The sequence below is a fragment of the Christiangramia sp. genome (genome assembly GCF_029937855.1).
Classification (GTDB): domain Bacteria; phylum Bacteroidota; class Bacteroidia; order Flavobacteriales; family Flavobacteriaceae; genus Christiangramia.
Window position 1 is genome coordinate 1 of sequence record NZ_JAPYPC010000042.1, and the last position, 23763, is coordinate 23763.

The window sequence follows — 23763 nt, forward strand, 5'->3', positions numbered from 1 at the left end:
AACAGGGGTCGCGACCCCTGTTATTTTCTATTTACACAGTTTATGAGATAGTCCTTAAAATGGCAAAAAGTATAAAAAATCGTGTTGAAAAGACTTCAGCTTTTGCCCATTCTGTGGCTAATTTTAAAAGTTCCATATTTTAATTTGGATTATATTTTTCTCTGTATTGGGTAGGGCTGATTCCCTCTTTTTTCTTGAACAATCTCGAAAAATAAGGTGGATATCCAAAGCCTAATTCGTAAGCAACTTCCGAAATACTTTTATTTGGTTGCAACAAGATATGCTTGGCTTCTTCGATGATATATAAGTGTAAATGCTCGGTGGTTGTTTTACCCGTTTCTTTTTTCAGTGTATCACTTAAGTATCGTTGTGAAACCATCATCTTACCTGCGATTCGTTCTATACTGGGAATACCTTTTTCCTGGATTTGCCCTGATTCGAAGAATTTGGATACATGTGCTTTAAACTTTTCTAACAAGTCGTTGGACAAATCTTTCCTGTTTAAAAATTGTCTTTCATAGAAACGATTGGCATATTTAAGCAGAGTGTCTAATTGTGAAATGATGATTTCCTTACTGAACTCATCGTGATTGTTCTGATATTCGACATCGATATTTTCTACAATCGATTTAATCTGCTTTTCCTCTTTGGGAGATAGGTGTAACGCCTCATTCACCGAATACGAAAAGAAACCATATTTTTTTATCTGATGGGCTAATTCTGTTCCTTTCAGAAAATCCTCATGAAAGTTTATTGAAAAACCTTTTCGTTCAAAAACCACACTATTATCCCATTGTAAAACTTGTCCAGGCGCGATAAATATCAATGCGCCATTTGTGAAGTCATATTTAGTTCGACCATAATTTAAATTCCCATCTACATATTTCTTAAAACTAATAGAATAGCAATCATTGGTTATTGGTGGTGAGCTTTCTCGTGGACAGGGTAGGTAACCATCACCTTTTGAATTGAATACACTCAACATAGGATGCTCCGGTCGTGGCAGTCCTAAATAATCTAAATATGATGATAAAGTTTTAAAGTGTTGCATACTACTAATTTAGATATTCCATTTTATTCCTGTTTCTTTTTCTGAAAGTTCCCATAATCTTTTAGCTACTGCTTTATCTTTTGCGTGTGGTTCTAATTTATGCGCTCCAACTGGACCTGTCCAATTATTTCTTCCTGTTGGGCCATAAAAACCACCTGGATCCAAATTTGTTTCTGTTGCACACATTATTTGTGGATAAGCACCTTTTTCCGCCGATTGTACCAATGGGGACAATTTCATGAGTTGCCAAACAAAACGGGTCATTAAACTACCACTTGTCTTAATTAATGATGTTCTGGAAGCACCTGGATGACAGGCATAAGCCCTTACATCAGACTTTCCCGCTTTTTTTAAGCGATCCTGTAGTTCATAAACGCACATTATTTGAGCCAATTTACTTTGGCTATATACACCATTCGGGCTGTAATTCTTATCCCAATTCATATCGTCAAACTTTATGGTTTTAATCCCTAAAGTGTAACCCATACTCCCAACCACAACTATACGTCCCTGGGATTTTTCTATTAACGGAAATAACAAAGCCTGAAGTGTAAAATTGCCATAGTGATTTGTACCCATTTGGCTTTCCCAACCATCAACTGTAAGTGTTTGTTTTGGTACCTGGGCGATAGCAGCATTACAAATTAGTGCATCTATTCGAGATATTGTTTTAAGAACTTCTTCAGCTGCAGTTTTTACTGAAGCCTGTTCTGCCAGATCCATTTTTATAGAAGACACTTCAATATCGTTCCCCAGTTCCTGTTTTAAAGCGGTAATAGTTGTCTCCGATTTTTTTGAATTTCTGTTAAGCATCACAACCTTTCCTCCTTTTGCAAGCAATATTGTCGCTGCTTCAAATCCTGTCCCGCTTGTAGTCCCTGTTATAACATATGTTTTACCTTTTAGATTTCCAATTCTATCGGGTGTCCAACCTTTTTCACCAACTTGATTTGTTTTCATCCTGTCTGTTTTAAACGATTAAAGTTATAAGACAAAGGTCGGGCGGAAGTAAGTTTAACTCCTTATACAGATTTTCAAATGTTATATACATTTTGGTTTATATAGAAGTACTGAACCTATTAAACAGTAGATATGAAGGATATATCCGCCTTTTAAATATATCATCAATTCTACTATTTGATAAATGTATAGTTATTGTTTATAAGGTGGGTTATCGTAAAAGAGGTAGGTATCCAAGTAAAACTTATTTTTTTTGTCATCGAGTAACAACCTACAATACCGACAAGTTCGCGTTCCCTACTGCAACAACTGATAAAACCGTTGTGTGCAATGCTGGATTATCAGATCTTCAAAATCATAAACTTTAAATAAGAAAATAAAATTATTAGCTTAATGGTTAAAAACGATAGGCATTATTTATCCATCGCAAATAACCATAATTGCCGATAAAGTGTAACTTTAGAAATCCGGAAAGAAAATATTTAATCAGACAAGCACATCCCTACTGCCGGGAGTTGCAACAACCGATAATTGCAAGCAATTTTTGTATCAAGTTTTAGAATATTAGACTACTTATAAACATATTATTATTTCAAAAAAAGATTTTCCTAATAGGAATTTTAATTTCGATAATTATAGGAGCTATAAGTAATAATATCAGGATGATAGGATTTTATTATCTATGTATCAGTCCTCTTATTCATTATTATCTATGAGATTAGGGATAACAGGGAATATTACTATTATTTCAACTTAGGATTTAGCAAGATCAAACTCTGGGCTTCCACTATAATTTTGGGGGTTATTAATTTTATTGTGTTTTCAACTTTATGAATAAGCTCCATGTAGATAGTATTAGGAAATTTTATAATAATAGATTAATCCTAAGTGATATTTTCCTATCATGCAATCAAGGTAAAACAATTGGCTTGATAGGAAGAAATGGATCTGGAAAATCTACTTTATTAAAAATTATCTTTGGAGTAGAAAACGCCGAAAATAAATATGTGAGAATTGGCGAAAAAATCTTAAAGAATGTCGGTGATTCAAGAAATCTAATAAATTATCTACCACAAGAAAATTTTTTACCAGGTGAAATTAAAGTTAAAAATCTTATTGGATTATTTCTTCCAAAAGAACGGAGAGTACAATTGATTAATAATAAATTTATTAATCCCTTATTACAAAAGAAATTTCAAGTCCTTTCCGGGGGAGAAAAAAGAATTTTAGAAATCTTGCTACTCCTTTATTCGAAAGCTGAGTTTATATTATTAGATGAGCCTTTCGAAGGGGTTAGTCCTATAGTTCGGGATTTCATCCTGGAAAGCATCAACAAAGAAAAAAATAGAAAAGGCTTTATTATTACAGATCATGATTATGAAAATGTTATAAAGGTTGCAGACAAGATTTTATTCCTGGAAAATGGGTGTCTTAAAGAAATAAAGGATAAAAAAGATCTTTTTGAACGTGGTTACCTACCAAACACTCCCTACCATACCGGTTAATTCGCCATAGAGAGTAGCATTAAAAGAAGTAATTAACTTAAACTACTTTTAAAAAAAAAGCCGGTGTCCCCTATTCAATATAAAAAATGAATAAAAACAATTATATCCAATGAGAAAGTAACAGACGGAGAAATTTTATCCTATCTTAAAGCTATGTCTCCCCTTCATATCTTTCTAATTTCTTTTTAGACTTAACTACATTCGCAGAAACAGGATGTTATTTCCGGATATGAAAGTTACACAGCCACACAAGTTTAGGAAGAGGGAGATAAAATTTATGGAAAAATCCTAAGACAAATCTGATAGAAACGAAATAAAATAAATGAGTACTTTTCCTAAACATTTTAAAAGGGCTGTAAAAAAGAGGATACATTCAGTCATCTCATCAGGAGACAAATAATATTTATATTTTGAGAAACCTGTATCAACAATGTTCAAAAAGAAATGAAATTAAAGATATAAACATGCTAAGAAAACCCAACGATCTACCATGCTCTTTTACAAATAGAGTCTCTCTTTCATTACGGTCTACTCTATATAAATCCATGAGGAGTTTATTATCACCAGGCTTAAATCAAAAACCTGCCAAACATAAGGCGAGAACCATTGCGATGGTTACTACAGCTGTCTACATGCTAACATTCAGCGTTGCTTCCGCACAATGGGAAAATCGCTATGCTAAGCTTAAAGATTTCGGCCATCACGTTTACCTGGAACAGCATGAACTCCCTATTCTTGCCCATGGTCCAACAGACCCCGCTCCTGCACCGGACGGAAAGCACCTCGCCTTCGCTGCCCGGGGCTGGATCTGGAATCTAAACCTGGACAGCGGATCGGCAGTGCGGATATCAAATGGCCCCGAAGTCGACTCCCGACCACGCTGGTCACCAGACGGTAAGTACCTGGCATTTGTTCGGGACAATGGACGGAATACTGCGATTATTATAAAAGAGCTTGCAACAGGCAAGGAAACAAAAATCGACACAGAGGCCATCGAGCTGGACCCGGAATTCTCGGCCGATGGAGAGTGGCTTTATTACACCTCAGGTATTAGTGGTTCGCTCAACCTCTTAAAATATAATTTATCCTCAAAATCGACCGAGGAGATCACAGATCTCCCCCAGGTGGAACGAAACTCAAGAAGTTTGGCAAAAGGTGAAGAACTTATTTACCTTCATGGCAACGGAGCCTATAGATCATTTAGGGTCAAAGACCTGAAAACCGGAACCGATACCGTCGCCCTTGCCCGAACTTTAGTTTACCACCTCACTGCTGATGCCCATCCTAAACAACGCTTAATCGTCTATAGTGCTCCTATTGATAATGATTACCATCTCTACACTATGGACCTTAACAACCCAACAGCGCAACACCGCCTCACCAATGGCAATCCTTTCGCCATAACTCCTGCTTTCAGCGCCGATGGCAATCATATTTTTTTCGTGGAATTGGAGAAAAACCGTCAGTTCCGTTTAATGCGTATTTCCACCTATGGAGGTACTCCTGAAGAGGTGATAATTTCCGACTGGGATCTTGGAGAAGCAAGTGGAGAGCTGAAAGTGAATCTAAATGATTCCACCGGAAACCCAATCACCGGTCGGGTTTCTATTGTTCGGGAAGATGGTCTTGCGGTAGCTTATCATGAAGATGCCACCTACTTCGATCCGCAGACTGGGCGCTATTATTTTTACATTCAGGGTGAATCAGAGTTTAATCTTCCGGTGGGTAACTACAGAGTAACAGCAGTTCGTGGTCCCATGACGCCGGTGGTAGAATCCCTCGTTTCGATTAGAAAGAATAATACTTCAGAAGCGAGTCTCACCTTGAATCCCATCTGGAAAGCGAGTGCCAAAGGCTATGTATCTGCTGATCACCACGTGCACCTAAATGGTGATGGTCATCTTCGTGCCACGCATAAAGATGCTATACGAGCTATGAAGGGGGAAGACCTTAATCTACTCGCTCCTATGTCCTGGAATCGTTGGGAACGGCGCATAGACGAGCCAATTGTGGGACTAGAAACAGTTGTTGATGATCGCATTGTGGCTCAAGGCCAGGAGGTACGATCCCATTTCCATGGTCATGTTAGCTTACTTGGTGTTGAGAAACCATACTCCCCATGGTTTTGGGGACCCAACAATCCAACACTTGGAGACCCGGATAGGAGCAACGGCGAAGTTTTGGAATTCGCTCAAAACACCGGAGCATTTCTGACTTATGTGCATCCTATAGGGGGCGACTCAGATCCGTTTGACAATTTTACAAAAAACCCTATTCCTTTGGAACTTGTTTCGGATGCTGTTTTAGGAGAACGTATAGGATTGGAAATGGTTTGTGCATGGACAAGTCCCCTGGGAAATTCACAGCTGTGGTATCGTTTACTTAATATTGGAAGACCGGTAGCTGCCATGTCGGGAACCGACATGTGGATGGATTTTCATCGAACCATGGCGGTAGGTACCGGAAGGAACTACGTGAAATTGAACGGAGCCGATCTCACGGCCGATGCAGTGCTTGAAGCTGCCATGGCGGGTAGAGGGTTTGTGACTACAGGTCCTGCATTAATTTTCCAGATTGGTGACGGCAAAGATCCCGGTGATGTAATTTCCAGTGGTTTACAAGACTGGCAGGCTACGTTAATAGGAACTAATGACATTGATGTGGTAGAACTAGTGGTTAATGGCGTGGTGGTCGAAAAATTAAAAGGAATTAAAGCCGGCGAAACGGGAAATTATAAGGGTAAGGTAGTTCTTCCAGAGGGAGGATGGATTGCTCTAAGGGCTTATGCAAGTGAACTCCAGGAGGATACCTGGCCTACTATGCATGCCAGACCATTCGCACATAGCTCTCCTGTTTGGATCGGGGCCGTTGGAAGCTTCGATGAAGACGCACGCAGTATGGCTGCATCAGATCTTATTAAGGCCATTGATGTCGCCGAAAGAAAAGCACGGGCAGCTTATAAAGAAATTGAGACCCCCCTTATGATGTCCAGGTTTAATGAGGCTCGAAATCTTCTTAGGAACATGGAGAAAGGCGGAAAGTAAGACTGATCCGGTATTGCTTTTTGAGAAAAAAAGCAGCACCGAATTAAGCTCTATTTTAATGTTTTAAGATGATATTTTTTGATAGGAAGAAAAATTAAAAAAGCCCGTAAATATAGTGTTTACGGGCTTTTGATATTTTAAGTTCCAAATGAAACTTAAATCAGCGGAGAAAGAGGGAACGCTAAGCATAAAAACAATATAAAACATATAGATATAATATAAAGCTAACACGCTTTAAATGTACTGTATTAAAGGTAATTACGTTTTTTATTATTTTTCATAATATTTCATTTAAAAATTATTTGCCGTACATTTACCGTACAAACTAATATTTGTACAGTACAATTTTTTTATAATGGCTACAATTAATTTCCTTTACAGATCTACAAGAGAACGAGCTTTTTTAGAGGTTCGTTTATTATTCAGAATTAACCATCCAGGAGAATATAGGAAAAAGAAGAATGGACAGCTTTACTTAAAAAAGACTAAAAAAGATGATCCTGGAGAACCGATTGAATACACGGATTATGTTATTACGGGAAGAACTAAACTAGAAGTATCTAAAAATTACTGGAAAACACAACATGCTCAGAAGAGAGTAAAAGATATAACTATTAGGAATAAACAAAATGAAATAAATCAAGAAATAAACAATATTGAAAATCACTTATTGAACGCATTTAATGATGCTGAACCAAAAGAAGTTAATAAAGAATGGCTATCACTTCAAATAGACCGGTATTATAACCCACCATCTAAAAACAAAGCGATTCCAAATAAACTCGTAGATTATATTGATTTTTATATTGATTACCGCAAACATGAATTAAAACAAACTTCTATTACAAAATACAATGTGATTAAGCATAAAATGGAACGTCTCCAGGCAAAAAGAAGAAAGCCTATCTTGATTAAAGAAATAAATGAAAGTTTTAAACGTGAGTTTGTGGAATACTATAAACAGGAACAATATTCTATTAATACTACTCAAAGGGAATTAGGCTTCATTAAAACTTTTTGTAAGCATGCTAGATCTTTACAGGTCGAAACACACCCACAATTAGAACAATTAAAATTAAAAAAGCAGAAAGTAGAAAAAATATACTTAGACCCTCATGAATTAGAAAAAATAGAAAAAAAGAATTTATTAGCCGAACACCTCGACAACGCTAGAGACTGGCTTATTATTAGCTGCAACTGTGGCCAACGAATTTCAGATTTTATGAGGTTTAGAAGTAATATGATTCGAGAAGAGAATGGTAAAAAATTTATTGACTTCACCCAGAAAAAAACAGGTAAATTAATGACTATACCACTTTCAAAGAAAATTTTAGAAATTTTAGAGAAAAGAAAAGGTGAATTCCCCAGAGCTATCTCACATCAAAAATATAATAATTACATTAAGGATGTTTGCCGGGAGGCCGGTTTAAATACTAAAACAATAGGTAGTAAACAAGTAGAGATAAAAAAGGATAGTGGTATTTATAGAAAACAAACGAAAGAGTATAAAAAGTATGAGTTGATAACTAGTCATGTTGGGCGCAGGAGCTTCGCCACCAATAATTATGGAAAAGTACCTACTACATTTATTTCTTTTATGACAGGTCACAGCTCAGAAATTATGCTGCTGTCCTACCTAGGCAAAAGCAATAAAGATTTAGCTCTAGAATCTTATAATTATTTCTATTAAAGAAAAAGTTTTTTGATAGGTACATTTTTTGCATTATTTAAAAATACATTATGGATAATAAGGTGAATTTTGAAGGTTTTAAAAATGATTTGGATAAGCTACAATTTCCATATAAACATATGGTAAAGGATAGTGAAGAAATAAAGATAAGTTTATTTAAAGAGTATATTTCTACAGACCTAGATCCGGATTTATCTTTATTCACTAAAAAATATTTTACTGATGAAGAAGTTGACGCTGGCTTTAAATATGCTAACCGTAAAATTCCTTTAGTAAAAAGCAAAAAAAATGTAATAGCTGGAAGTTTTACGCAAACGGATTTTGAGATAAGGCTGCATGAAATTGCAAAAGAATTTTATTCACTTAAAAACAAAAACCAGTTAGATAAAAAATATTGCAAGTTTAATCTAGCGAAAACAAATACTGTAAAAACCTTATATGATATCGAAAGACAGATTAGGAATATTAAAAAAAGCTCTGAAAGTAGAGTGCCCCAGTTTGCCGAAAAAATTATTTTTCTTATTTCAAAACTTCAGCCGGAAGAATTAAGAATTGCTATTACAGAAAACTTTAGTGATAGCAACCAAGTATTTTGGCTTTCTGAATTAGAGGATGAAGAAGAAAGAATTAAAGCTGATTTTTTACGCACATTCTTTAAACCCAAAATTAATGAAGTAAAAGCACCGAAAGAAGAAAATAAATTATCAATTAAAAATCCTTACCCCCAAATATTTACTTCTCAAGAAGCTTACAATCTTTTTATTAAACTTCATGGAGCTTATAAAGGAAAAGATTTTCCTCAAGCAAATTATAGTTTTATTTATCTAACTATGGATGCAGATGGTTATATACTTCAAAGCGCTGTTGGTTTTAAAAATTGGCTATCAAAGGAATTTGATATTACTTTAGATAGAATAGACTCTAGAAAATATAAAGATTCAAAAAGAATGACTACCTATTCATTGATTAAGGATAGCTTAGGTATGTTTGAGGATATATAGGAAATATTGCCTGCACGAGAAAAGCACACTTTTGCACAGGATAAGCACAAAAGTGTTACAACCTAACCTATTAAATTGCCTCAAATTTGTCTGTATAGAATTTTAAATATATACAGCAATGTCAGATAACCCAATCCAAATTCTTACCCTAGATCAGTTAAATGAATTGATGGAAATTCGAGAGAAAAAGATCTTTGATTTTCTTGAAAAAAATCTACAGCATCAATCAAGTACTGATGAAGAGCGACTTCTTACAAGAGAAGAAGCTTGCGAATTCCTTAGAATAAAGTCTACAACTTTATGGAAATGGACTGAGAAAGGCAGGCTTACATCTTATGGTATTGCAGGTAAAAGATACTACAAACGTAGTGAGCTTTTGGATTCTTTAATTCAGCTAGAGAAATAAATAGCATGATTCCCCAAAAAGATCTAAGCTCTAAATTCGAACCTAATTACCTCCAGGAAAAGATGCAAAATGACAGCCCCAATACTATAAATGAATTTAAAAGGAAAGAACTTGCAGAGGATCTATTGAATGATTTCGAGAAACGGATTGAAGCATCAAATAGTAATAATGGTACAATAGACTTGATTATAGCTAACATAAAGAAAACAGCTATAAAAATAAGTGATGAAATAAAGCCGCCTGAATGGGTTATAGAAGCTGTTAATACAGATGGTTCGGTTTCGTACTTAGGTAGTTTAGGAAATTTTATATTAATAACCGGAAAAGCTAAAGCTAGAAAATCTTTTTTTGTTGGTCTTATTTTATCTGCAACCGTAAGTAACGGTTTAATTACTGAAAGATATAGAAATAACCTTCCTGAAAATAAAAAGCAAGTAGTATATTTTGATACAGAGCAGGGTAAGTATCATGTGCAACTTGCTTTAAAAAGAGTTTCTGAACTGTCAAATAATCACAATCCAGAGAATCTAGATGTTTATGGGCTTAGGAGTTTATCGGTAAATGAGAGGCTTCAAGTTATAGAACATGTTATTTATAATACCCCAAATATAGGAGTTGTTGTAATTGATGGAATTAGAGACTTAGTCTCTTCTATTAATGATGAAGATCAAGCCACGATGATATCCAACAAATTACTCAAATGGACTGAAGAGAAAAATATTCAGATTATTACAGTGCTTCATCAGAATAAAGGAGATAACAATGCAAGAGGTCATTTAGGTACTGAATTGATAAATAAGGCTGAGACCGTTTTATCAGTCACTAAATCAACGAACAACCCAAACATATCAATAGTAGAAGCTGAACAGTGCAGAAATAAAGAACCTGAATCTTTTGCATTCGAAATTGATGAAAATGGATTACCTATAGCTGCAAGCAGTGAATCAATTCAAGGCTCTGAAAAGAAATCTAAAGATCCTTTCGACTATACACAAGAAGTTAATAGAAGTATAATTCAAGAAGTTTTTAGAAATGAGACGGAGATAAAGTATAAAGATCTTCAAGACAAAATTAAGTATATCCTAGCTACATATGATGTAAGCATTGGTAACAATAAACTCAGGGATTGGATTACATATTTCAAAGAAAATCAAATGATAATACAAGATGTGGATAAAGGTCCTTACAAACTTAATAAAGTATGTTGAGTTAGTTAGGTATGTTACCCCTTTATATAGGGGGTAACATAACACCATACCGATCAACAACATATTAACATACCAGTAACACACCTTACTAACACACCTATTAAATTTTAGTATAATGCTTGAAACAACTTATAAATACTCACTTGATTCAGGAAGTAAAAAATTCATTTGCCCTAATTGCGGGAAAAAAACCTTTGTGAGGTATGTTAATTCTGAGGATATGCAATATTTACCTGCAAATTATGGTAGATGTGATAGGGAAAGTAAATGTTCCTACCACTTGAAACCTGAGTCTAAGAAAGTCATTAAAAAAGTTTCTTTTGAAGTTATTCGAAATATATCTAAGAATGCATTTAAAGCAATTGATCAATTTGGTAAAACATATATAATTCCAAAATCTCAGGTTGTAGAACAAGAAAATGAATATTTATGGTTAACCGATTGGTATATTGAAAAAGAACAAGCTCTAAATGTTATTGAAACGAGAATTCTAAACGAAAATTCACAAATATTGAATACAATAAAATCTAAAGTCATTGAAGAGCCTGAACCAGACTATCACAGTTTAGAGCAGCTCGACCATTATTATAATACTGTTTATACAAAAGATAACCTAAGATCTTTTTTAGAAAATGAATTCTCTGAATCTGAGGTATTCTCAGTGATGCAAAAATTCTATTTAACTGGCACTAATAAGCCTTGGCTAAATTCAACAATGTTTTGGCAAATAGATGATAAAGAAAGAATTCACGCTTGCAAGATAATGCTATATAATGCTTCTAATGGCAAAAGAATTAAAGCACCATATAATCATATCAATTGGCTGCACAAAGTAATTAAAGCAAAGGATTTTAATCTTAATCAATGTTTGTTTGGCTTGCATCAAGTGATAGAGGATAAAACAAAACCTATTGCTATAGTTGAAAGCGAGAAAACAGCAATAATTATGAGTTTAGTGATGCCTGGTTTCCTTTGGATGGCTACCGGTGCGAAACAAAATCTAAAGCTTAATTTTTTTAAGCCTATAAATAAAAGGAAACTAATTCTTTATCCCGACAAAGGAGAATTTTTAAACTGGAAAGAAAAAGCTAAAAAAATTAATCAATACGGATATTCTATTCAGGTTAGTGACTTTTTAGAAAACAAAGAGGTTATCAATGGGTCAGACTTAGCTGACTATTATTTACAAAAATCAAATGCAATTTTAAATTAATAACAATGAACACAAAAAGAAAGTTAATCTACCAAGATGAAAATGTGCTGAAAGCCATGAAAAAAGATCTTCAGGATATGCAGCCACTACTAGAAGGGCTTAAAACCTCCTATGAAAATCTAGAATTAAGCAAATTTGACAATGCAATTTATTCTGAAATAATTAAAGAGGGAACAAGAAAAATAGAACAAAGATTTAAAAAAACTATTGAATCCCAGATAAAGAAGGCAGGAATAACTTCTAAGATTATACAGGCAAATATGCTTAAGGGTAATCATGAAATACTTCAGGAGTTTAAATTATCACTTGATAATCTAGAAAAATTCAAACCGATAAGAAGTAGTATAGACCACTCCCCTGTACTACCATTAGGTTTGATAACATACGAAGATCACTTTTTCATAATCAGTGAAGATGATGAAGAAAAAATTCTTGAAAATTATGATAGGATTTACCTGGAGACTGAAGACGAGTTTAAGGTATATGAAGACCTGCATAATTTAATCCAGGCTCATAAAAGAGTAACTGAGACTTTTACAGAATTGAAATACACAGCTACAAATAAGAATGTAGTTGATCTACCCAGGAGCTTTTTCAATTGTAAAGATGGTGAGTATTCGGTTAATCCTAAAATAATTAAGACAGTTGTTAATCACCATTCATGGAAGAGCGAAATGAAAGCGCAAAAAGCCGAATGGAATAACAGAAGAAAATAATTTAATAACTATACCCTACAATCTCATGCAAAATTTTAATCTAGACCCTACAAACGAAACTGAAGTAAAAGAGTTTCTAAATAACAAAAAGAAAGATCTTGTTGATAGTTATTACAAAGAATATAATGGAGACCGGCAAATTAGAAGTCTTCAAATAGGTAAACGTGCAAACTACAAACAAGGAAATAAAACAGTCGAAGCTGAGAAGCTTAAAATTAACTTTCAAAAGAAAATCGTTAATACAGCCGTTTCTTTCCTGTTTGGTGAGCAACCTGCAATAACTCCAAAAGATTCTAGCGATAAAGGCTCAGTTGAGATTCTAAATATTCTTGAAGAAAATAGAATTGGCAGTAAACTAATGGATTTTTCAGAAGCTGTAATGAGTTCAACTATAGGAGCTTTTATATTCAATATTGATGAAGATGGAAATATTAAAACAAGAGTTTACGGTTCTAAAAATGGAACTTATACACCCTTTTTTGATGTTTATGGTGACTTAAAGTTATTTTTCTGGGAATTTACAGTAGATGATGATACAACCTACACTTGGATTTTTGATGATAGCAATATTTACAAATATGAAGACAGTAAGTATGTAGATATTGAAGAGCATGGATTTGATGTTATACCGGTTGTATTTCTGGAGCAAGATGAACCTGAATGGTGGGAGGTTAAGGAAATGATTGACCGTGTAGAAATGATCATTTCAAAACTCGCTGGATCTAATAATTACTTTGCTTTTCCTATTCTTAAAATGTTAGGAGCTATGGAAAAAGATGCAGACGGCAATGAAAAAACTCTAATTGATATCGCTGAAGACGGCAAAGCTTTAATGATGGGTTACGCTATCAAAGAGGGGCAAATAATCAAAGGTGAGGCGGACTTCTTGCAGCGAGATACGGGAGTGGATTCTATAAAACTGGAAATTGAATACCTTAAAGAATTCATTTTTAATATTTCACAAACTCCAGATTTATCCTTTAATAATGTGAAAGGAATAGGAGCTATTAGCGGACGTGCTTTACTTCTTATGCTTCAAGATGCTATAAATAAATCTAAACGTAAGCAGGGGCATTATAAAACGGTAATTGAGCGAATTATATCAGTAATAAAAAGTGGATTAAGAAATACTAATTCTAAACTGAATACTGAAGATGCCAAGTTTAATATAAAATTCAATCTTTCCCTCCCTAAAGATTTGTCTGAGGAAGTTAGAACACTTGTTGAAGCTACAGGCGGAAGACCAATATTAAGTCAAGAAGCCGGGGTTAAGCATAGCCCTTATACTGAAGATGTAGAAAAGGAAATGGAAAACCTGACAAATGAAGAGGCGCAAAGAAACGGCAGAACCTTTAGAATAAATGAAGATGATTAATCCATGTGAAAGAAAGCTTTTCTCTTTGGTTAATGCTCAGGAATGGCATTTAGATAGGCTATATGCTGAGTATTCCAGAGAGTTTGCTTCTGTATTACGTAATTATAACGGTAGAATGACCGATTATAAAAAAGAAGAGCTTAACAGGATTTATTTAAGATTTAATGATGACCTGGAGCGGCTTTTTACAGAACAGATACAAAACAGCTTTAGTTTATCCAATGCCTGTACAGATGATTTTATACTGGATTATATAAAAGATATGGGAGTTTCTGAGGTCGAGGTAAATAAAATGCTTTCCAGAAATGCAGGAGCTGAAACCGCTTTTATTAATCGAAAGATAAAAGGTTTAGGACTTAGTGAGCGAGTTTGGAAGCTGACAAAGGAAACCCAAAACAGTATTAATATTCTATTGGAAAGCGGAGTTGTAGATGGCAGAAGCGCACCCGAAATGGCTAGTGATTTAAAGAAATATCTAAAGGAGCCTAATAGAAGATTCAGACGTATAAGAGACGAAAACGGAAAACTTCAATTAAGTAAGCCTGCTAAACGATATCACCCCGGGAAAGGTGTTTATAGATCTAGTTATAAAAATGCTCTTAGACTAAGCAGAACTGAGGTAAACATGGCTTACCGAGATAATGACTTTGAAAGAAGAAAGAATTTAGATTTTGTGATGGGTCAAAGAATAAGATTAAGCCCTAGCCATCCGGAAAGAGATATTTGTGATTTTCTTATAGGGAACTATTCAAAAGAATTCAAGTTTGTAGGCTTCCATCCGCAGTGCTATTGCATATCAGATGCAATTCTCTTACCTCGGAAAAAATTTAAAGAATATTTAGCCGGTGGCAGTATTGACAATAGGCACTTAGTAAAGGGAATGCCTAAAAAGAGCCTTGACTATTTAAATAAGAATGCAGAGCAAATTAAGGGATGGAAAAACCCTCCCTATTTCATTAGAGATAATTTCAAGGCTACTAAAGAGGGCTTTGCTTTATCTATTTAAAAAAATTTATAATAGTTTTTAATAAGTGTAACCGTTATGAAAAAAGAACTTACCCCAAAGCAAGAAAAGTTTTGCCAGGAATACATAATTACCGGAAGTAAATCTGAAGCTTACAGACAAGCCTATAATGCAGAAAATATGAAGCCTGAAACGATAAACGTAAAAGCCTGTCAGATGTTTGAACAGGATAAGATTAGGCTAAGGGTTGAAGAGTTAAAACAAGAGGTTGCAAAGCGTAATGAAATCACTATTGACGAGTGCGTTTCAAAGCTTGCTGCAATGGCTCGATTTGATATTGCAGATCTATTTGACGATAACGGCTCCCTCCTATCAATTAAAGATATTCCTAAAGAAACCCGATTAGCTATTGAAAGTATTGATATGGAAGAGCTAAGAGTTCAAGGCATTAAAATAGGTGAAATTAAGAAGGTCAAAACCTCTAATAGACGTGCAAATATTATTGAGTTAATGAAATATTTAGGAGGCTATGAAAAGGACAATGATCAAAAAAGCACAGTAACAGTAAGCTTTAAAGACTAATGAATATAATAATTGAAAAGCCAAAGTTAACTAGCTACCAAAAGGACTTTCTTTATAATAAGAGCAGGTTTACAATTACTGAAGCTTCAACTAAAATAGGTAAAACTTTTGCTCATATTTGGGGCATTTACGAACGCGCTCATGAACCCTGGAATAAAGAAAATTATAATCATTGGTGGGTAGCTCCAGTTTATTCTCAGGCTAAAATAGCATTCAATAGATTAAAGGCACGAATAGCCAGAACAGGTATTTATAAAATTAATGAAAGTGATTTAATGATAACCTGTCCTAATGGAGCTATTATTCATTTTAAAAGTGCTGACAAGCCAGACAACTTATACGGTGAAGATGTTTATACAGTTATCTTTGATGAAGCTCCTAGAGCTAAAGTAGAAGCTTTCTATGCTCTAAGGTCAACTATCACAGCAACCGGTGGTATAATGAAGCTTATAGGCAACTTTGGAGGTATTGCTAACTGGATGCACCAATTGAAAGAAAAGACCAAAAATGACCCTGAATATGCTTACTTCAAAATTACTGCCTGGGATGCCGTTAAGGAAGGTATTTTAACTAGAAAAGAAATACTTCAAGCTCAGAAAGATTTACCCTCAAAGATATTTAAACAGCTTTATTTAGCAGAAGAGCAGGAAACAGACGATCAGTTAATAACCTTTGATTCAATGCGTTCTTTATTCACTAATGAACATGCAGAAAAAGGTGAAAGATATATTACAGCCGATATTGCATTACATGGCTCTGATAAGTTCGCTTATGCGGTTTGGGATGGTTGGAGAATTATTGAGTTTTCAGAAGTTGCGAAAATGGAAGCTCCAGAAGCCGAAAAGCTTTTAAAAGATCTTGCAGTAAGATTTAAAGTAAAAAGATCAAATATAACTTATGATGCTGATGGATTAGGTGCTTTCTTAAGAGGTTATTTAGCAGATGCAAAACCTTTCAATAATGGTTCTACTCCATTTAAGCAAGCCGGTAAAAATCTTAACTATAAAAACCTGAAAAGCCAATGCGGTTATGAATTTGCAGAGAAAGTAAATGCAGGTGAAATAATGATAGATTGTGAAGTAGATAAATCTGAATTATTTAAAGAATTGGAATGCCTTCAAAGTTATGAACTTGACAAAGATGGCAAGCTTCAGTTATTGCCAAAGATTAAAATAAAAGAAATGATTGGGCATTCACCCGATAAACTAGACTGTCTAATTATGAGAATGATTTTTGAGTTAAAACCAGGTCTTCAAATATTCAAACCAAAGCCTGTAAGCGGTCTAAATTGGGGAGGTTAAGCCTAAATAATACAGATACCGTACAAATTAAGCTAAGATAAAGTTTGAAACCTTTGATATAACTGCATTGATAATTTTTAAAGGCGGTCAAATACAGTCCACTATGTTAATACCTAAGCTAACTACGCACCTATCGAAATAATTATAGTGTAATAAGTGTTACCCTATTTTATTTTAGCTAAAACATATCAAAATGAGCCTAAAGAAAGATGGAAATTTTGAGCCAGTAGTTTTCAATTTACATTCAGATCTAAAGATCAAATTAAAAATAGAAGCTGCAAAAAACAAAAAGTCAGTAACGGCTTATCTGACAGATTTAATAAAACATAATTTAAAATAATTGACATGGAAGAAGCACTTCAAAAAATTGCAGACGTATTACAAATTGTTGTTGAAAAGCAGCAAGAAATGGAAAAACAAATTACTGAATTGAATGGTAATAAAAAAGAGCCAGACAATCAACCTACAGAAGCAGAGAAAAAAGCTTTTGCCTGGTCTTCAAAATCCTAATTAAAAAAGTTTATGATAATATACCGATACATAAACGAGGTAAAAACTCAGATTCACGATATAGATGTAGATGAACAAACTGAGTTACGTCAAAAAATATCGGGTGAAGATCTAATATTATCTAGATTTACTTTACCAGAAAAGATAGATATTCAAATAGGGGATTTTGTTGAGTTTAAAGATTCTATTTATACTATTTTAGATGAACCTAGTGTAAAAAAATCTCAGGCTTTCTATGCTTATAACTTGCAGTTCAAGTCAGATCAATACATTTTAAAGAATGTAACCTTAATTAATCCAGATACAGAAGAAACCGAGTTTTATTTATTTGGAGATCCTATTGATATGGTTTCTTTGGTTATATCCAATATGAACCGTGTTTATAGTAATGGTAATTATTACGCTGATTATGTAGAGCAATTACCAGGTAAAAACCTAAGCTTTACTAATACCAATTGTTTAGCAGCACTTCAACAAATAGCTCAAGAGTTTGAATGTGAGTTTCAAGTTAAAGGGAAGAAAATAACTTTCCGTAAGAAATTAGGGAACCCCACAGGATTAACTTTTAAATATCATAAAGAGCTTAGGGAAATTGAAAGGGTTACAGTTCAGAATCCTCAGCTTGTAACTGTTTTATATCCTTATGGTAGTGATAGAAACATTACACATGACTATGGTTACAAGAGGCTTAGAATTCCAAAATTAGAACGCAATAAGGATAAATTTGGAACAATAGAAAGAACGGTAACTTTTGAAGATATTTACCCCCGTTTAGATGGGAATGTTTCAGCCGTTCAAGATGAACTTACTTTCAGAGATACCGGGATAGATTTTGATATAAGACAGCAATTAATCGGAGGTATTAAGGCAAAGGTAATATTTAACACAGGGGATCTTGCAGGGCGTGAATTTGAGATAGAACGGTACGACCACGATAATAAACAAATTCGATTATTACGGTTTACAGACGATGCGGATTTAACCCTGCCAAATAATATTCTGAAACCAAGAGTAGGAGACGAATATGTATTGATTAATATAGATATGCCTCAGTCTTATGTAGATGAAGCAGAGGCAGAGCTATTAGAACGCGCTACAGAACATTTAAATAGAAATTCATTGCCTAATGTAGTTTACAAAGTAAAACCTCATTATCCAGCTCTTAGGAAAGCTCAGACGCATTTAAATTTAGGTGATATTATAAGTATTGAAGATCAAGATTTTGAATTAGATTTTGATACCAGGATTATAGCATTAACTCAAAAAATTAATAAGCCTTTTGAATATAGTATAGAAATAAGTGATCAGGTAACAATCTCATATATTACTAGGGTTCTTAATGATGCAAGGGAATTACGAAACAATATTTATTTAAATGAGCGGTACTGGCAAGAACAGTTTAATAGAGTATTTAATAATGTTCAAGGCTTTTCAGCTCCCTTATACGTAAACAGAGGCTTATTTAATCCGGCAAACTACTATTATAATAATCAGAATAGAAGAGATTACGTTTACAGACTTGAGGGCGCTGAAGGTGAAGAGCGTAAGGTATGGTATTTTTATATAGGCGAAGATCACCAAAGAGCCGAATGGATCCAGGCAAACTGGCAATTAATAGGCGATCAATTTGAAATACTTGCAACTGAAACTTTATTAGCTTCAAATGCTAATATTGGAAACTGGCTTATCCAAAATGGAATGATAGTTTCCCAGTCTATTTATGCTAGTGATGATGAAACAGAAATAGAGCCAACCGTGCAACTTAATGGACGTGAAGGATATATAAAGTTTGTCACTCCTAGACTTGTTTGGGACAGGTATTTAGGCACTACATATGTTAAACAAACAATGATAATAGATGGGCGAACCGGTGAATTTTCGGTAGAAGCCCAGGGAGTGAAATCTGTATTTTCTATGGATGGGCTTTTCATTGAAACTAAAACAGGCCATCAAATAGAGACCCCCGATGGGGTGTTAGGTTTTTCCGGTGTAGTCTCTAAAGTTGAGAAAGAGCAAAGATATCGACACGGAATACATATACCATACGCAGTAACAGGAAGACCTACTTTTTTAGCTGCTGTAGTTGGGGTTGCAGAAAACACTTACGGAGGTGCAGATAGAGGTGGGGCAGCGCCAACTTACGGAGGGGCGTTTTGGGGGCTAAAGAGTGCCGGTAGGTATGTTGGTGTAAAAAGAATAAATGACGGGGGTACATATAACCTTCATATATATGATGAAGTTTTAAGTTGTTATAATTCACCTCAATTAAAGATTCAATTGCCTGAACCTGAAAACACTCCTGAAGGTAGAATTTTAAAGGTTAAAAGGCTTTATGGCAAAGTAGCGGTTCATGGAAAATTATATGCTGAAAATCAAAGAGAAGTTGAAAACATAGAGAAAGGGGATTTATGGACTTTTATAAACGATGGGAAATATTGGCTAATTAATTATCAAGGTAGAACAGACTAGCCCTAATTATATTACATCTTAACAAAAAATTCATTTATGATGATTGAAGATAAATTAAAAGAAAAATTAAGCAGCTTTTCTAACTACCATGAGATTGAATATCAAACTGGCAATGTTTTTATTATTTCTCAAGATGAAAACCTTACAAAGATAACTGAGCACTATATTAATATATGTGCTGAAGCAGACCTTCCAGTATATTTAATAGAAGATGATTCTATTTCTACTGAAGAATACGATAGAACAATGAAAGAGTTAGCCCTTCATTACGGTATTTATTAAAAAAATGTAGAAAATGTAATAAATGCACCTCTAAAAAAAACTTTTTATTTGTGTATTTTATTAAAAGCAGTCCACGGTTGTCTGCTTACCTATCAGGATAAATAAGCCTTCTAATCATATAGAGGGCTTTTTTTGTACGATTAATGTATTGTACTTTAAATTTCAGAAAAACATTGGTAGAACGAAACCTAACAAAAACCCAATTACCAACCCAGCAAAACCTAGGTATAATTTCATGTTTTGAAGTTGTAAATTCTCAGATTGCAAATTATTTATTTTATCGAGTAATTTTCGATTTGACCTTTGATACTCTAAATTCTCATTACTCAATTCTAAATTCCTAGTTTCGAGTTCGTTTTTCAACCTTGAAAAATCATCTCTTTGGCGCTCTCTTTCCTTTACAGCTTTTTTGTATTCAATCCATCCCCCCAACTCAGATACTTCAATTCCAAATGATGTAATATCTAAAATTTCATTTGTTCTTATTATTAGATTTTCTCTCTCTAGTTTATTTGCAATATTTTCCCGTTCATGTTTATCCAGGTAATCATCCCTATCTGCTGGATTAACTAGTTTATCAGACCACATTTGATGACCTGGAGAGTTGAACAGTAGTTGCAAATTTTCGTCAATTTCTTTATCGATTTTATTCATTCTCGTTTCCTTTTTGAATAATAAGAATCATTAAGTAAATCTACTCTAGCATGATTCAATTTATAATTAACAACATCAGAAGTAGAAAAAGAATAGTCCCCTCTTCCATTTTCCCTTCGAGGATCAAATAAATTTTTATGGTTACGCACCCAGTCGTCACTTCTTTTTAAATACTTAGCAACCTCTTTTGTAGTCATCCTTGGTTTGAATGAAACAACGCTTGATATATTAATTTTATAGTTCTCAAAAACCTCTTCTATTATCTTAATTATATCGTTCTTATTCATAATTGCTAATTTCTCCAATGCGGATAAATCTTCCATCTTTTCTTACGAATAGATCTTGTTTTTCTTTCGTTGAATAAAATAGATCTTTTATGTCTACATCTAATGCTTCTGCGAGTTTTAATAATAAATCCGGTTTAGGAAAAGAATGACCTTTCACAATATTTGTAATTGATACGGCTGAAACTCCAACTTTTTCAGCTAACACTTTCCCAGTCATATGTTTTTCATCTAGAACTTCCTTCAATCTTAATAATTGCATAATAGTAGTTTTTCACTCAAATATAACAAATAAAAGTGCAGCTTTAATTTAATATAAAATAATTTAAGTAAAAACTTGTATAATTAAACTTTTATTTTAATTTTACAAAATATTATTAAACTATCACTTTAATTAAAAACTAAATATTATGGTACTATCTCAAGAAAACTGGAAAAGAAACATTGAAAAAATGAAAACGAACCCATATAATTACATGGTAGTAGATGTAGAAATTTTACATTATGGTGAAGATACTGATAAGCTTGCCTTGTCTATAAATATTTTACAGTTTATAGCCTTTGTAAATTTTGCTAATGAATTTTATAAGAAAGAAGGAATAGATAAGAAATTCAATCCTTCAATTTTATACAAAGCTATTGAGGCAATACAATCAGAACGAAAGTTTAGCGGAAATGAGTTTGAAGAGTATATGAATCTATTAAAAAATACAGACTCATTTTTTGAAAATCTACAAAAGTTTAGCGATTTCTATGACCGAATAATACTTGAAAGTGAAATAGAACTAAGACTTTTAGGTATTACACAGGAGGACTTAATAAAGTTTAGTGAGCTTAAGCTAAATGGATGCGATGGGTTCCAAGATAATTATGGAGGTTATAGTTTAGATCATACAAGCGGAAAGATTGAATTTAAATCATTTATGATTAAGGTTAACAGACTTATTAAAGATACTTTTGAGAAAAAAGATAAATTAGAGAAACGTAAAGCTGCTTAGTTTAGAATAAAATAAATTAGACTTTTTTTTGCCCTACCCTCTTAGCTTTTGCTTGGAGGGTTTTTTATATTTATAACATGGAAGGATATATTAGTATAACAGAATTCATTCAATATCTACGTGAAAATGATTTAGTTATAACATCAAGAAGAACCGCTAAACAAGACTATCTCAAAGACGAACTTCTAAGAAAGAAACACGCTACCATAAAAGAAATAGCCGATTCTGGAATATGGGAGGTAGAAAGTAAAAGCGGAGTAAGAGCCAGACTAAAAAACTTAAAAGATAATGAATACTACCAGCACCCAAATGGTAAAACCTACGTCCTTATCTCAGCCGTCAAACGAGAAGCAGGACTATAATTAAATGTGATAAGCTAGAAAGGTTTACTTGTGAATTACCGGAAGAAATCAAAATAGGTTAACGAATAAACCTACAAGGTTTTCAATTGATTAAAAACAATTACGGTTAACCATAAAAAAAATATCAATAATTATTAGTAATTTCCACATTGAACCAACTAAGATAATGAATATGAAAAAAATAATACTATCCATCTTTACGCTGATCTTAATAGTAGGTTGCACTAAAGATGAATCTGACAGTAAAACTAATTTAACCGTAAGGCTATATTATGAATATGAAAATACAGATTATTTGATAGGAGAAAGCTCCACGGTTTACATTTTTGACGGCATAAATATACATCACGGTTACGCTCCTATTAGCAACGGCAGATTAATAAAAGAAAATACTGGCGAAGAAATAAGTTATAGTCAAAAATTTACAACTTCAAACGGTTCGGTTTTTATTGAAAATTTAGATAGGAAAACCTATGCCGTAATTGCAGATATGGAAGATACTTTTGTAGATGAATTTTCAGGTAATAAAATCATTTCAACATCAATCAATCTCAATAATCAACTTAATCAAGACGGAGGTAAGCTTGATTTTACTTTTGATATATGGCCATATGAGCCCTGGACTATATTTAATTAATGTAAAAAATGCACGAAATGCACCACTAAAAAAAACTTTATTTTCTTATAAGTATACACTCTTAAATAGTAAAAGTCTAATTAATTATAATTTCTATTAACCAAATAAAAAATAATATATGTCAAAAATTAAAGAGCAGAAAATTTACAACGTAGAGGTAGATAAAATCGACTTTAGCCAGCCAAATGCTATACACTCTATTTTAATGCACCGGCTTTTTGCAACTTGGACAGATAATTACATTATTAGGTCTGTAAGTCTTTTTCATGAAGAAAATGGGAATTATATCATAACCGCAGTAGTAGATGTAATGGAAAGCACAAAATCAACAGGAACAAAAACAACCGTATCCAAACCAATAAAACCTACCGGAATGAATTTTGGTTCGTAATTCTTCCTTTTTCATTAAATGAATTATGAATCGTACATTAATCGTACATATGCTAAAATAAAAATTCCGTAAAAGCCTTATTAACAGCTATTTACGGAATTTATAAGCGGAGAAAGAGGGATTCGAACCCCCGGAGGTGTGACCCTCAACAGTTTTCAAG

General features: G+C 33.6%; 25 protein-coding genes. 20 read left to right on the forward strand and 5 right to left on the reverse strand.

All coding sequences use genetic code 11. From position 1 onward, the window contains the following. Nucleotides 1–139 precede the first annotated feature (139 nt). Complete coding sequence (locus Q1K34_RS16395) at nt 140–1051, reverse strand: helix-turn-helix transcriptional regulator (protein ID WP_300441330.1); 912 nt, start codon at nt 1049–1051, stop codon at nt 140–142. A gap of 9 nt (nt 1052–1060) precedes the next feature. After that, nucleotides 1061–2011, reverse strand: a complete 951-nt coding sequence (locus Q1K34_RS16400; RefSeq protein ID WP_300441333.1) for an SDR family oxidoreductase — start codon at nt 2009–2011, stop codon at nt 1061–1063. 830 nt (nt 2012–2841) lie between these two features. Here Q1K34_RS16400 and Q1K34_RS16405 point away from each other — a divergent pair. The 16 genes from Q1K34_RS16405 to Q1K34_RS16480 all read left to right on the forward strand — a co-directional run bounded on the left by Q1K34_RS16405 (nt 2842) and on the right by Q1K34_RS16480 (nt 20277). Continuing rightward, entirely contained in the window at nt 2842–3516 is a 675-nt protein-coding gene (locus tag Q1K34_RS16405; protein ID WP_300441336.1) for an ATP-binding cassette domain-containing protein, read from the forward strand. 545 nt (nt 3517–4061) lie between these two features. After that, on the forward strand, nt 4062–6560 hold the full coding sequence (locus Q1K34_RS16410) for a CehA/McbA family metallohydrolase (protein WP_300441338.1): 2499 nt from the start codon (nt 4062–4064) through the stop codon (nt 6558–6560). Between the two features lie 355 nt (nt 6561–6915). Then, nucleotides 6916–8250 carry a tyrosine-type recombinase/integrase gene (locus tag Q1K34_RS16415; RefSeq protein ID WP_300441341.1) on the forward strand — a complete coding sequence of 445 codons (1335 nt, stop codon included), beginning with the start codon at nt 6916–6918 and terminating at the stop codon, nt 8248–8250. Nucleotides 8251–8300: 50 nt separating this feature from the next. After that, nucleotides 8301–9251, forward strand: a complete 951-nt coding sequence (locus Q1K34_RS16420; protein WP_300441344.1) for a hypothetical protein — start codon at nt 8301–8303, stop codon at nt 9249–9251. A gap of 118 nt (nt 9252–9369) precedes the next feature. Then, nucleotides 9370–9657: a helix-turn-helix domain-containing protein gene (locus Q1K34_RS16425; protein WP_300441347.1), complete on the forward strand. Its 288-nt coding sequence runs from the start codon at nt 9370–9372 to the stop codon at nt 9655–9657. Between the two features lie 5 nt (nt 9658–9662). Beyond that, nucleotides 9663–10865, forward strand: a complete 1203-nt coding sequence (locus Q1K34_RS16430; protein WP_300441350.1) for an AAA family ATPase — start codon at nt 9663–9665, stop codon at nt 10863–10865. Nucleotides 10866–10980: 115 nt separating this feature from the next. Continuing rightward, complete coding sequence (locus Q1K34_RS16435) at nt 10981–12078, forward strand: DUF6371 domain-containing protein (RefSeq protein ID WP_300441353.1); 1098 nt, start codon at nt 10981–10983, stop codon at nt 12076–12078. 56 nt (nt 12079–12134) lie between these two features. Further along, nucleotides 12135–12794, forward strand: a complete 660-nt coding sequence (locus Q1K34_RS16440) for a hypothetical protein (RefSeq protein WP_300441356.1) — start codon at nt 12135–12137, stop codon at nt 12792–12794. A gap of 25 nt (nt 12795–12819) precedes the next feature. Next, a complete protein-coding gene (locus Q1K34_RS16445) occupies nt 12820–14169 on the forward strand; it encodes a phage portal protein (RefSeq protein ID WP_300441358.1) in 1350 nt (449 codons plus the stop codon). Then, entirely contained in the window at nt 14156–15175 is a 1020-nt protein-coding gene (locus Q1K34_RS16450; protein WP_300441361.1) for a hypothetical protein, read from the forward strand. Before Q1K34_RS16445 ends, Q1K34_RS16450 begins: the two co-directional genes overlap by 14 nt. Nucleotides 15176–15211: 36 nt before the next feature. Then, entirely contained in the window at nt 15212–15715 is a 504-nt protein-coding gene (locus Q1K34_RS16455) for a terminase small subunit (protein ID WP_300441364.1), read from the forward strand. Further along, nucleotides 15715–17016 (forward strand): terminase family protein, encoded by a 1302-nt coding sequence (locus Q1K34_RS16460; protein ID WP_300441366.1) that lies wholly within the window; start codon nt 15715–15717, stop codon nt 17014–17016. The genes Q1K34_RS16455 and Q1K34_RS16460 overlap by 1 nt, the downstream gene beginning before the upstream one ends. A 193-nt stretch (nt 17017–17209) precedes the next feature. Continuing rightward, nucleotides 17210–17356 carry a hypothetical protein gene (locus Q1K34_RS16465; protein WP_300441369.1) on the forward strand — a complete coding sequence of 49 codons (147 nt, stop codon included), beginning with the start codon at nt 17210–17212 and terminating at the stop codon, nt 17354–17356. 5 nt (nt 17357–17361) lie between these two features. Then, the gene (locus Q1K34_RS16470) at nt 17362–17526 is read left to right on the forward strand and encodes a hypothetical protein (protein ID WP_300441370.1); all 165 of its coding nucleotides are present in this window, start codon (nt 17362–17364) and stop codon (nt 17524–17526) included. Between the two features lie 12 nt (nt 17527–17538). Beyond that, nucleotides 17539–19995: a phage tail protein gene (locus tag Q1K34_RS16475; RefSeq protein ID WP_300441374.1), complete on the forward strand. Its 2457-nt coding sequence runs from the start codon at nt 17539–17541 to the stop codon at nt 19993–19995. A gap of 36 nt (nt 19996–20031) precedes the next feature. Then, the gene (locus Q1K34_RS16480) at nt 20032–20277 is read left to right on the forward strand and encodes a hypothetical protein (RefSeq protein WP_300441376.1); all 246 of its coding nucleotides are present in this window, start codon (nt 20032–20034) and stop codon (nt 20275–20277) included. A 162-nt stretch (nt 20278–20439) separates the two neighbouring features. Here the strand turns inward: Q1K34_RS16480 and Q1K34_RS16485 are convergent, their stop codons facing one another. The 3 genes from Q1K34_RS16485 to Q1K34_RS16495 are packed head-to-tail and all read right to left on the reverse strand — an operon-like array spanning nt 20440 to nt 21477. Continuing rightward, nucleotides 20440–20931 (reverse strand): hypothetical protein, encoded by a 492-nt coding sequence (locus Q1K34_RS16485; protein ID WP_300441377.1) that lies wholly within the window; start codon nt 20929–20931, stop codon nt 20440–20442. After that, nucleotides 20928–21218, reverse strand: coding sequence for a hypothetical protein (locus tag Q1K34_RS16490; RefSeq protein WP_300441379.1), 291 nt, complete (start codon nt 21216–21218; stop codon nt 20928–20930). The genes Q1K34_RS16485 and Q1K34_RS16490 overlap by 4 nt, the downstream gene beginning before the upstream one ends. Next, nucleotides 21211–21477 carry a helix-turn-helix transcriptional regulator gene (locus Q1K34_RS16495; RefSeq protein ID WP_300441382.1) on the reverse strand — a complete coding sequence of 89 codons (267 nt, stop codon included), beginning with the start codon at nt 21475–21477 and terminating at the stop codon, nt 21211–21213. Before Q1K34_RS16495 ends, Q1K34_RS16490 begins: the two co-directional genes overlap by 8 nt. A gap of 148 nt (nt 21478–21625) precedes the next feature. On the opposite strand from Q1K34_RS16495, the gene Q1K34_RS16500 reads away from it, so the two are divergent. From Q1K34_RS16500 to Q1K34_RS16515, 4 genes are all read left to right on the forward strand, one after another. Continuing rightward, complete coding sequence (locus tag Q1K34_RS16500) at nt 21626–22213, forward strand: hypothetical protein (RefSeq protein WP_300441385.1); 588 nt, start codon at nt 21626–21628, stop codon at nt 22211–22213. A gap of 77 nt (nt 22214–22290) precedes the next feature. After that, the gene (locus Q1K34_RS16505) at nt 22291–22575 is read left to right on the forward strand and encodes a hypothetical protein (RefSeq protein WP_300441387.1); all 285 of its coding nucleotides are present in this window, start codon (nt 22291–22293) and stop codon (nt 22573–22575) included. Nucleotides 22576–22747: 172 nt separating this feature from the next. Continuing rightward, complete coding sequence (locus tag Q1K34_RS16510) at nt 22748–23212, forward strand: hypothetical protein (protein ID WP_300441388.1); 465 nt, start codon at nt 22748–22750, stop codon at nt 23210–23212. A 118-nt stretch (nt 23213–23330) separates the two neighbouring features. Next, entirely contained in the window at nt 23331–23603 is a 273-nt protein-coding gene (locus Q1K34_RS16515) for a hypothetical protein (RefSeq protein WP_300441390.1), read from the forward strand. Nucleotides 23604–23763: the final 160 nt, after the last annotated feature.

Bases quoted from the DNA above. Each gene is read 5' to 3' on its own strand.
- Q1K34_RS16430 (WP_300441350.1), top strand. From the start codon at position 9,663: ATGATTCCCCAAAAAGATCTAAGCTCTAAATTCGAACCTAATTACCTC.
- Q1K34_RS16470 (WP_300441370.1), top strand. From the start codon at position 17,362: ATGGAAGAAGCACTTCAAAAAATTGCAGACGTATTACAAATTGTTGTT.
- Q1K34_RS16445 (WP_300441358.1), top strand. From the start codon at position 12,820: ATGCAAAATTTTAATCTAGACCCTACAAACGAAACTGAAGTAAAAGAG.
- Q1K34_RS16435 (WP_300441353.1), top strand. From the start codon at position 10,981: ATGCTTGAAACAACTTATAAATACTCACTTGATTCAGGAAGTAAAAAA.
- Q1K34_RS16450 (WP_300441361.1), top strand. From the start codon at position 14,156: ATGAAGATGATTAATCCATGTGAAAGAAAGCTTTTCTCTTTGGTTAAT.
- Q1K34_RS16505 (WP_300441387.1), top strand. From the start codon at position 22,291: ATGGAAGGATATATTAGTATAACAGAATTCATTCAATATCTACGTGAA.
- Q1K34_RS16485 (WP_300441377.1), bottom strand. From the start codon at position 20,931: ATGAATAAAATCGATAAAGAAATTGACGAAAATTTGCAACTACTGTTC.
- Q1K34_RS16495 (WP_300441382.1), bottom strand. From the start codon at position 21,477: ATGCAATTATTAAGATTGAAGGAAGTTCTAGATGAAAAACATATGACT.
- Q1K34_RS16405 (WP_300441336.1), top strand. From the start codon at position 2,842: ATGAATAAGCTCCATGTAGATAGTATTAGGAAATTTTATAATAATAGA.
- Q1K34_RS16410 (WP_300441338.1), top strand. From the start codon at position 4,062: ATGAGGAGTTTATTATCACCAGGCTTAAATCAAAAACCTGCCAAACAT.
- Q1K34_RS16500 (WP_300441385.1), top strand. From the start codon at position 21,626: ATGGTACTATCTCAAGAAAACTGGAAAAGAAACATTGAAAAAATGAAA.
- Q1K34_RS16420 (WP_300441344.1), top strand. From the start codon at position 8,301: ATGGATAATAAGGTGAATTTTGAAGGTTTTAAAAATGATTTGGATAAG.
- Q1K34_RS16490 (WP_300441379.1), bottom strand. From the start codon at position 21,218: ATGAATAAGAACGATATAATTAAGATAATAGAAGAGGTTTTTGAGAAC.
- Q1K34_RS16415 (WP_300441341.1), top strand. From the start codon at position 6,916: ATGGCTACAATTAATTTCCTTTACAGATCTACAAGAGAACGAGCTTTT.
- Q1K34_RS16510 (WP_300441388.1), top strand. From the start codon at position 22,748: ATGAAAAAAATAATACTATCCATCTTTACGCTGATCTTAATAGTAGGT.
- Q1K34_RS16425 (WP_300441347.1), top strand. From the start codon at position 9,370: ATGTCAGATAACCCAATCCAAATTCTTACCCTAGATCAGTTAAATGAA.
- Q1K34_RS16515 (WP_300441390.1), top strand. From the start codon at position 23,331: ATGTCAAAAATTAAAGAGCAGAAAATTTACAACGTAGAGGTAGATAAA.
- Q1K34_RS16400 (WP_300441333.1), bottom strand. From the start codon at position 2,011: ATGAAAACAAATCAAGTTGGTGAAAAAGGTTGGACACCCGATAGAATT.
- Q1K34_RS16395 (WP_300441330.1), bottom strand. From the start codon at position 1,051: ATGCAACACTTTAAAACTTTATCATCATATTTAGATTATTTAGGACTG.
- Q1K34_RS16465 (WP_300441369.1), top strand. From the start codon at position 17,210: ATGAGCCTAAAGAAAGATGGAAATTTTGAGCCAGTAGTTTTCAATTTA.
- Q1K34_RS16475 (WP_300441374.1), top strand. From the start codon at position 17,539: ATGATAATATACCGATACATAAACGAGGTAAAAACTCAGATTCACGAT.
- Q1K34_RS16480 (WP_300441376.1), top strand. From the start codon at position 20,032: ATGATGATTGAAGATAAATTAAAAGAAAAATTAAGCAGCTTTTCTAAC.
- Q1K34_RS16440 (WP_300441356.1), top strand. From the start codon at position 12,135: ATGAAAAAAGATCTTCAGGATATGCAGCCACTACTAGAAGGGCTTAAA.
- Q1K34_RS16455 (WP_300441364.1), top strand. From the start codon at position 15,212: ATGAAAAAAGAACTTACCCCAAAGCAAGAAAAGTTTTGCCAGGAATAC.
- Q1K34_RS16460 (WP_300441366.1), top strand. From the start codon at position 15,715: ATGAATATAATAATTGAAAAGCCAAAGTTAACTAGCTACCAAAAGGAC.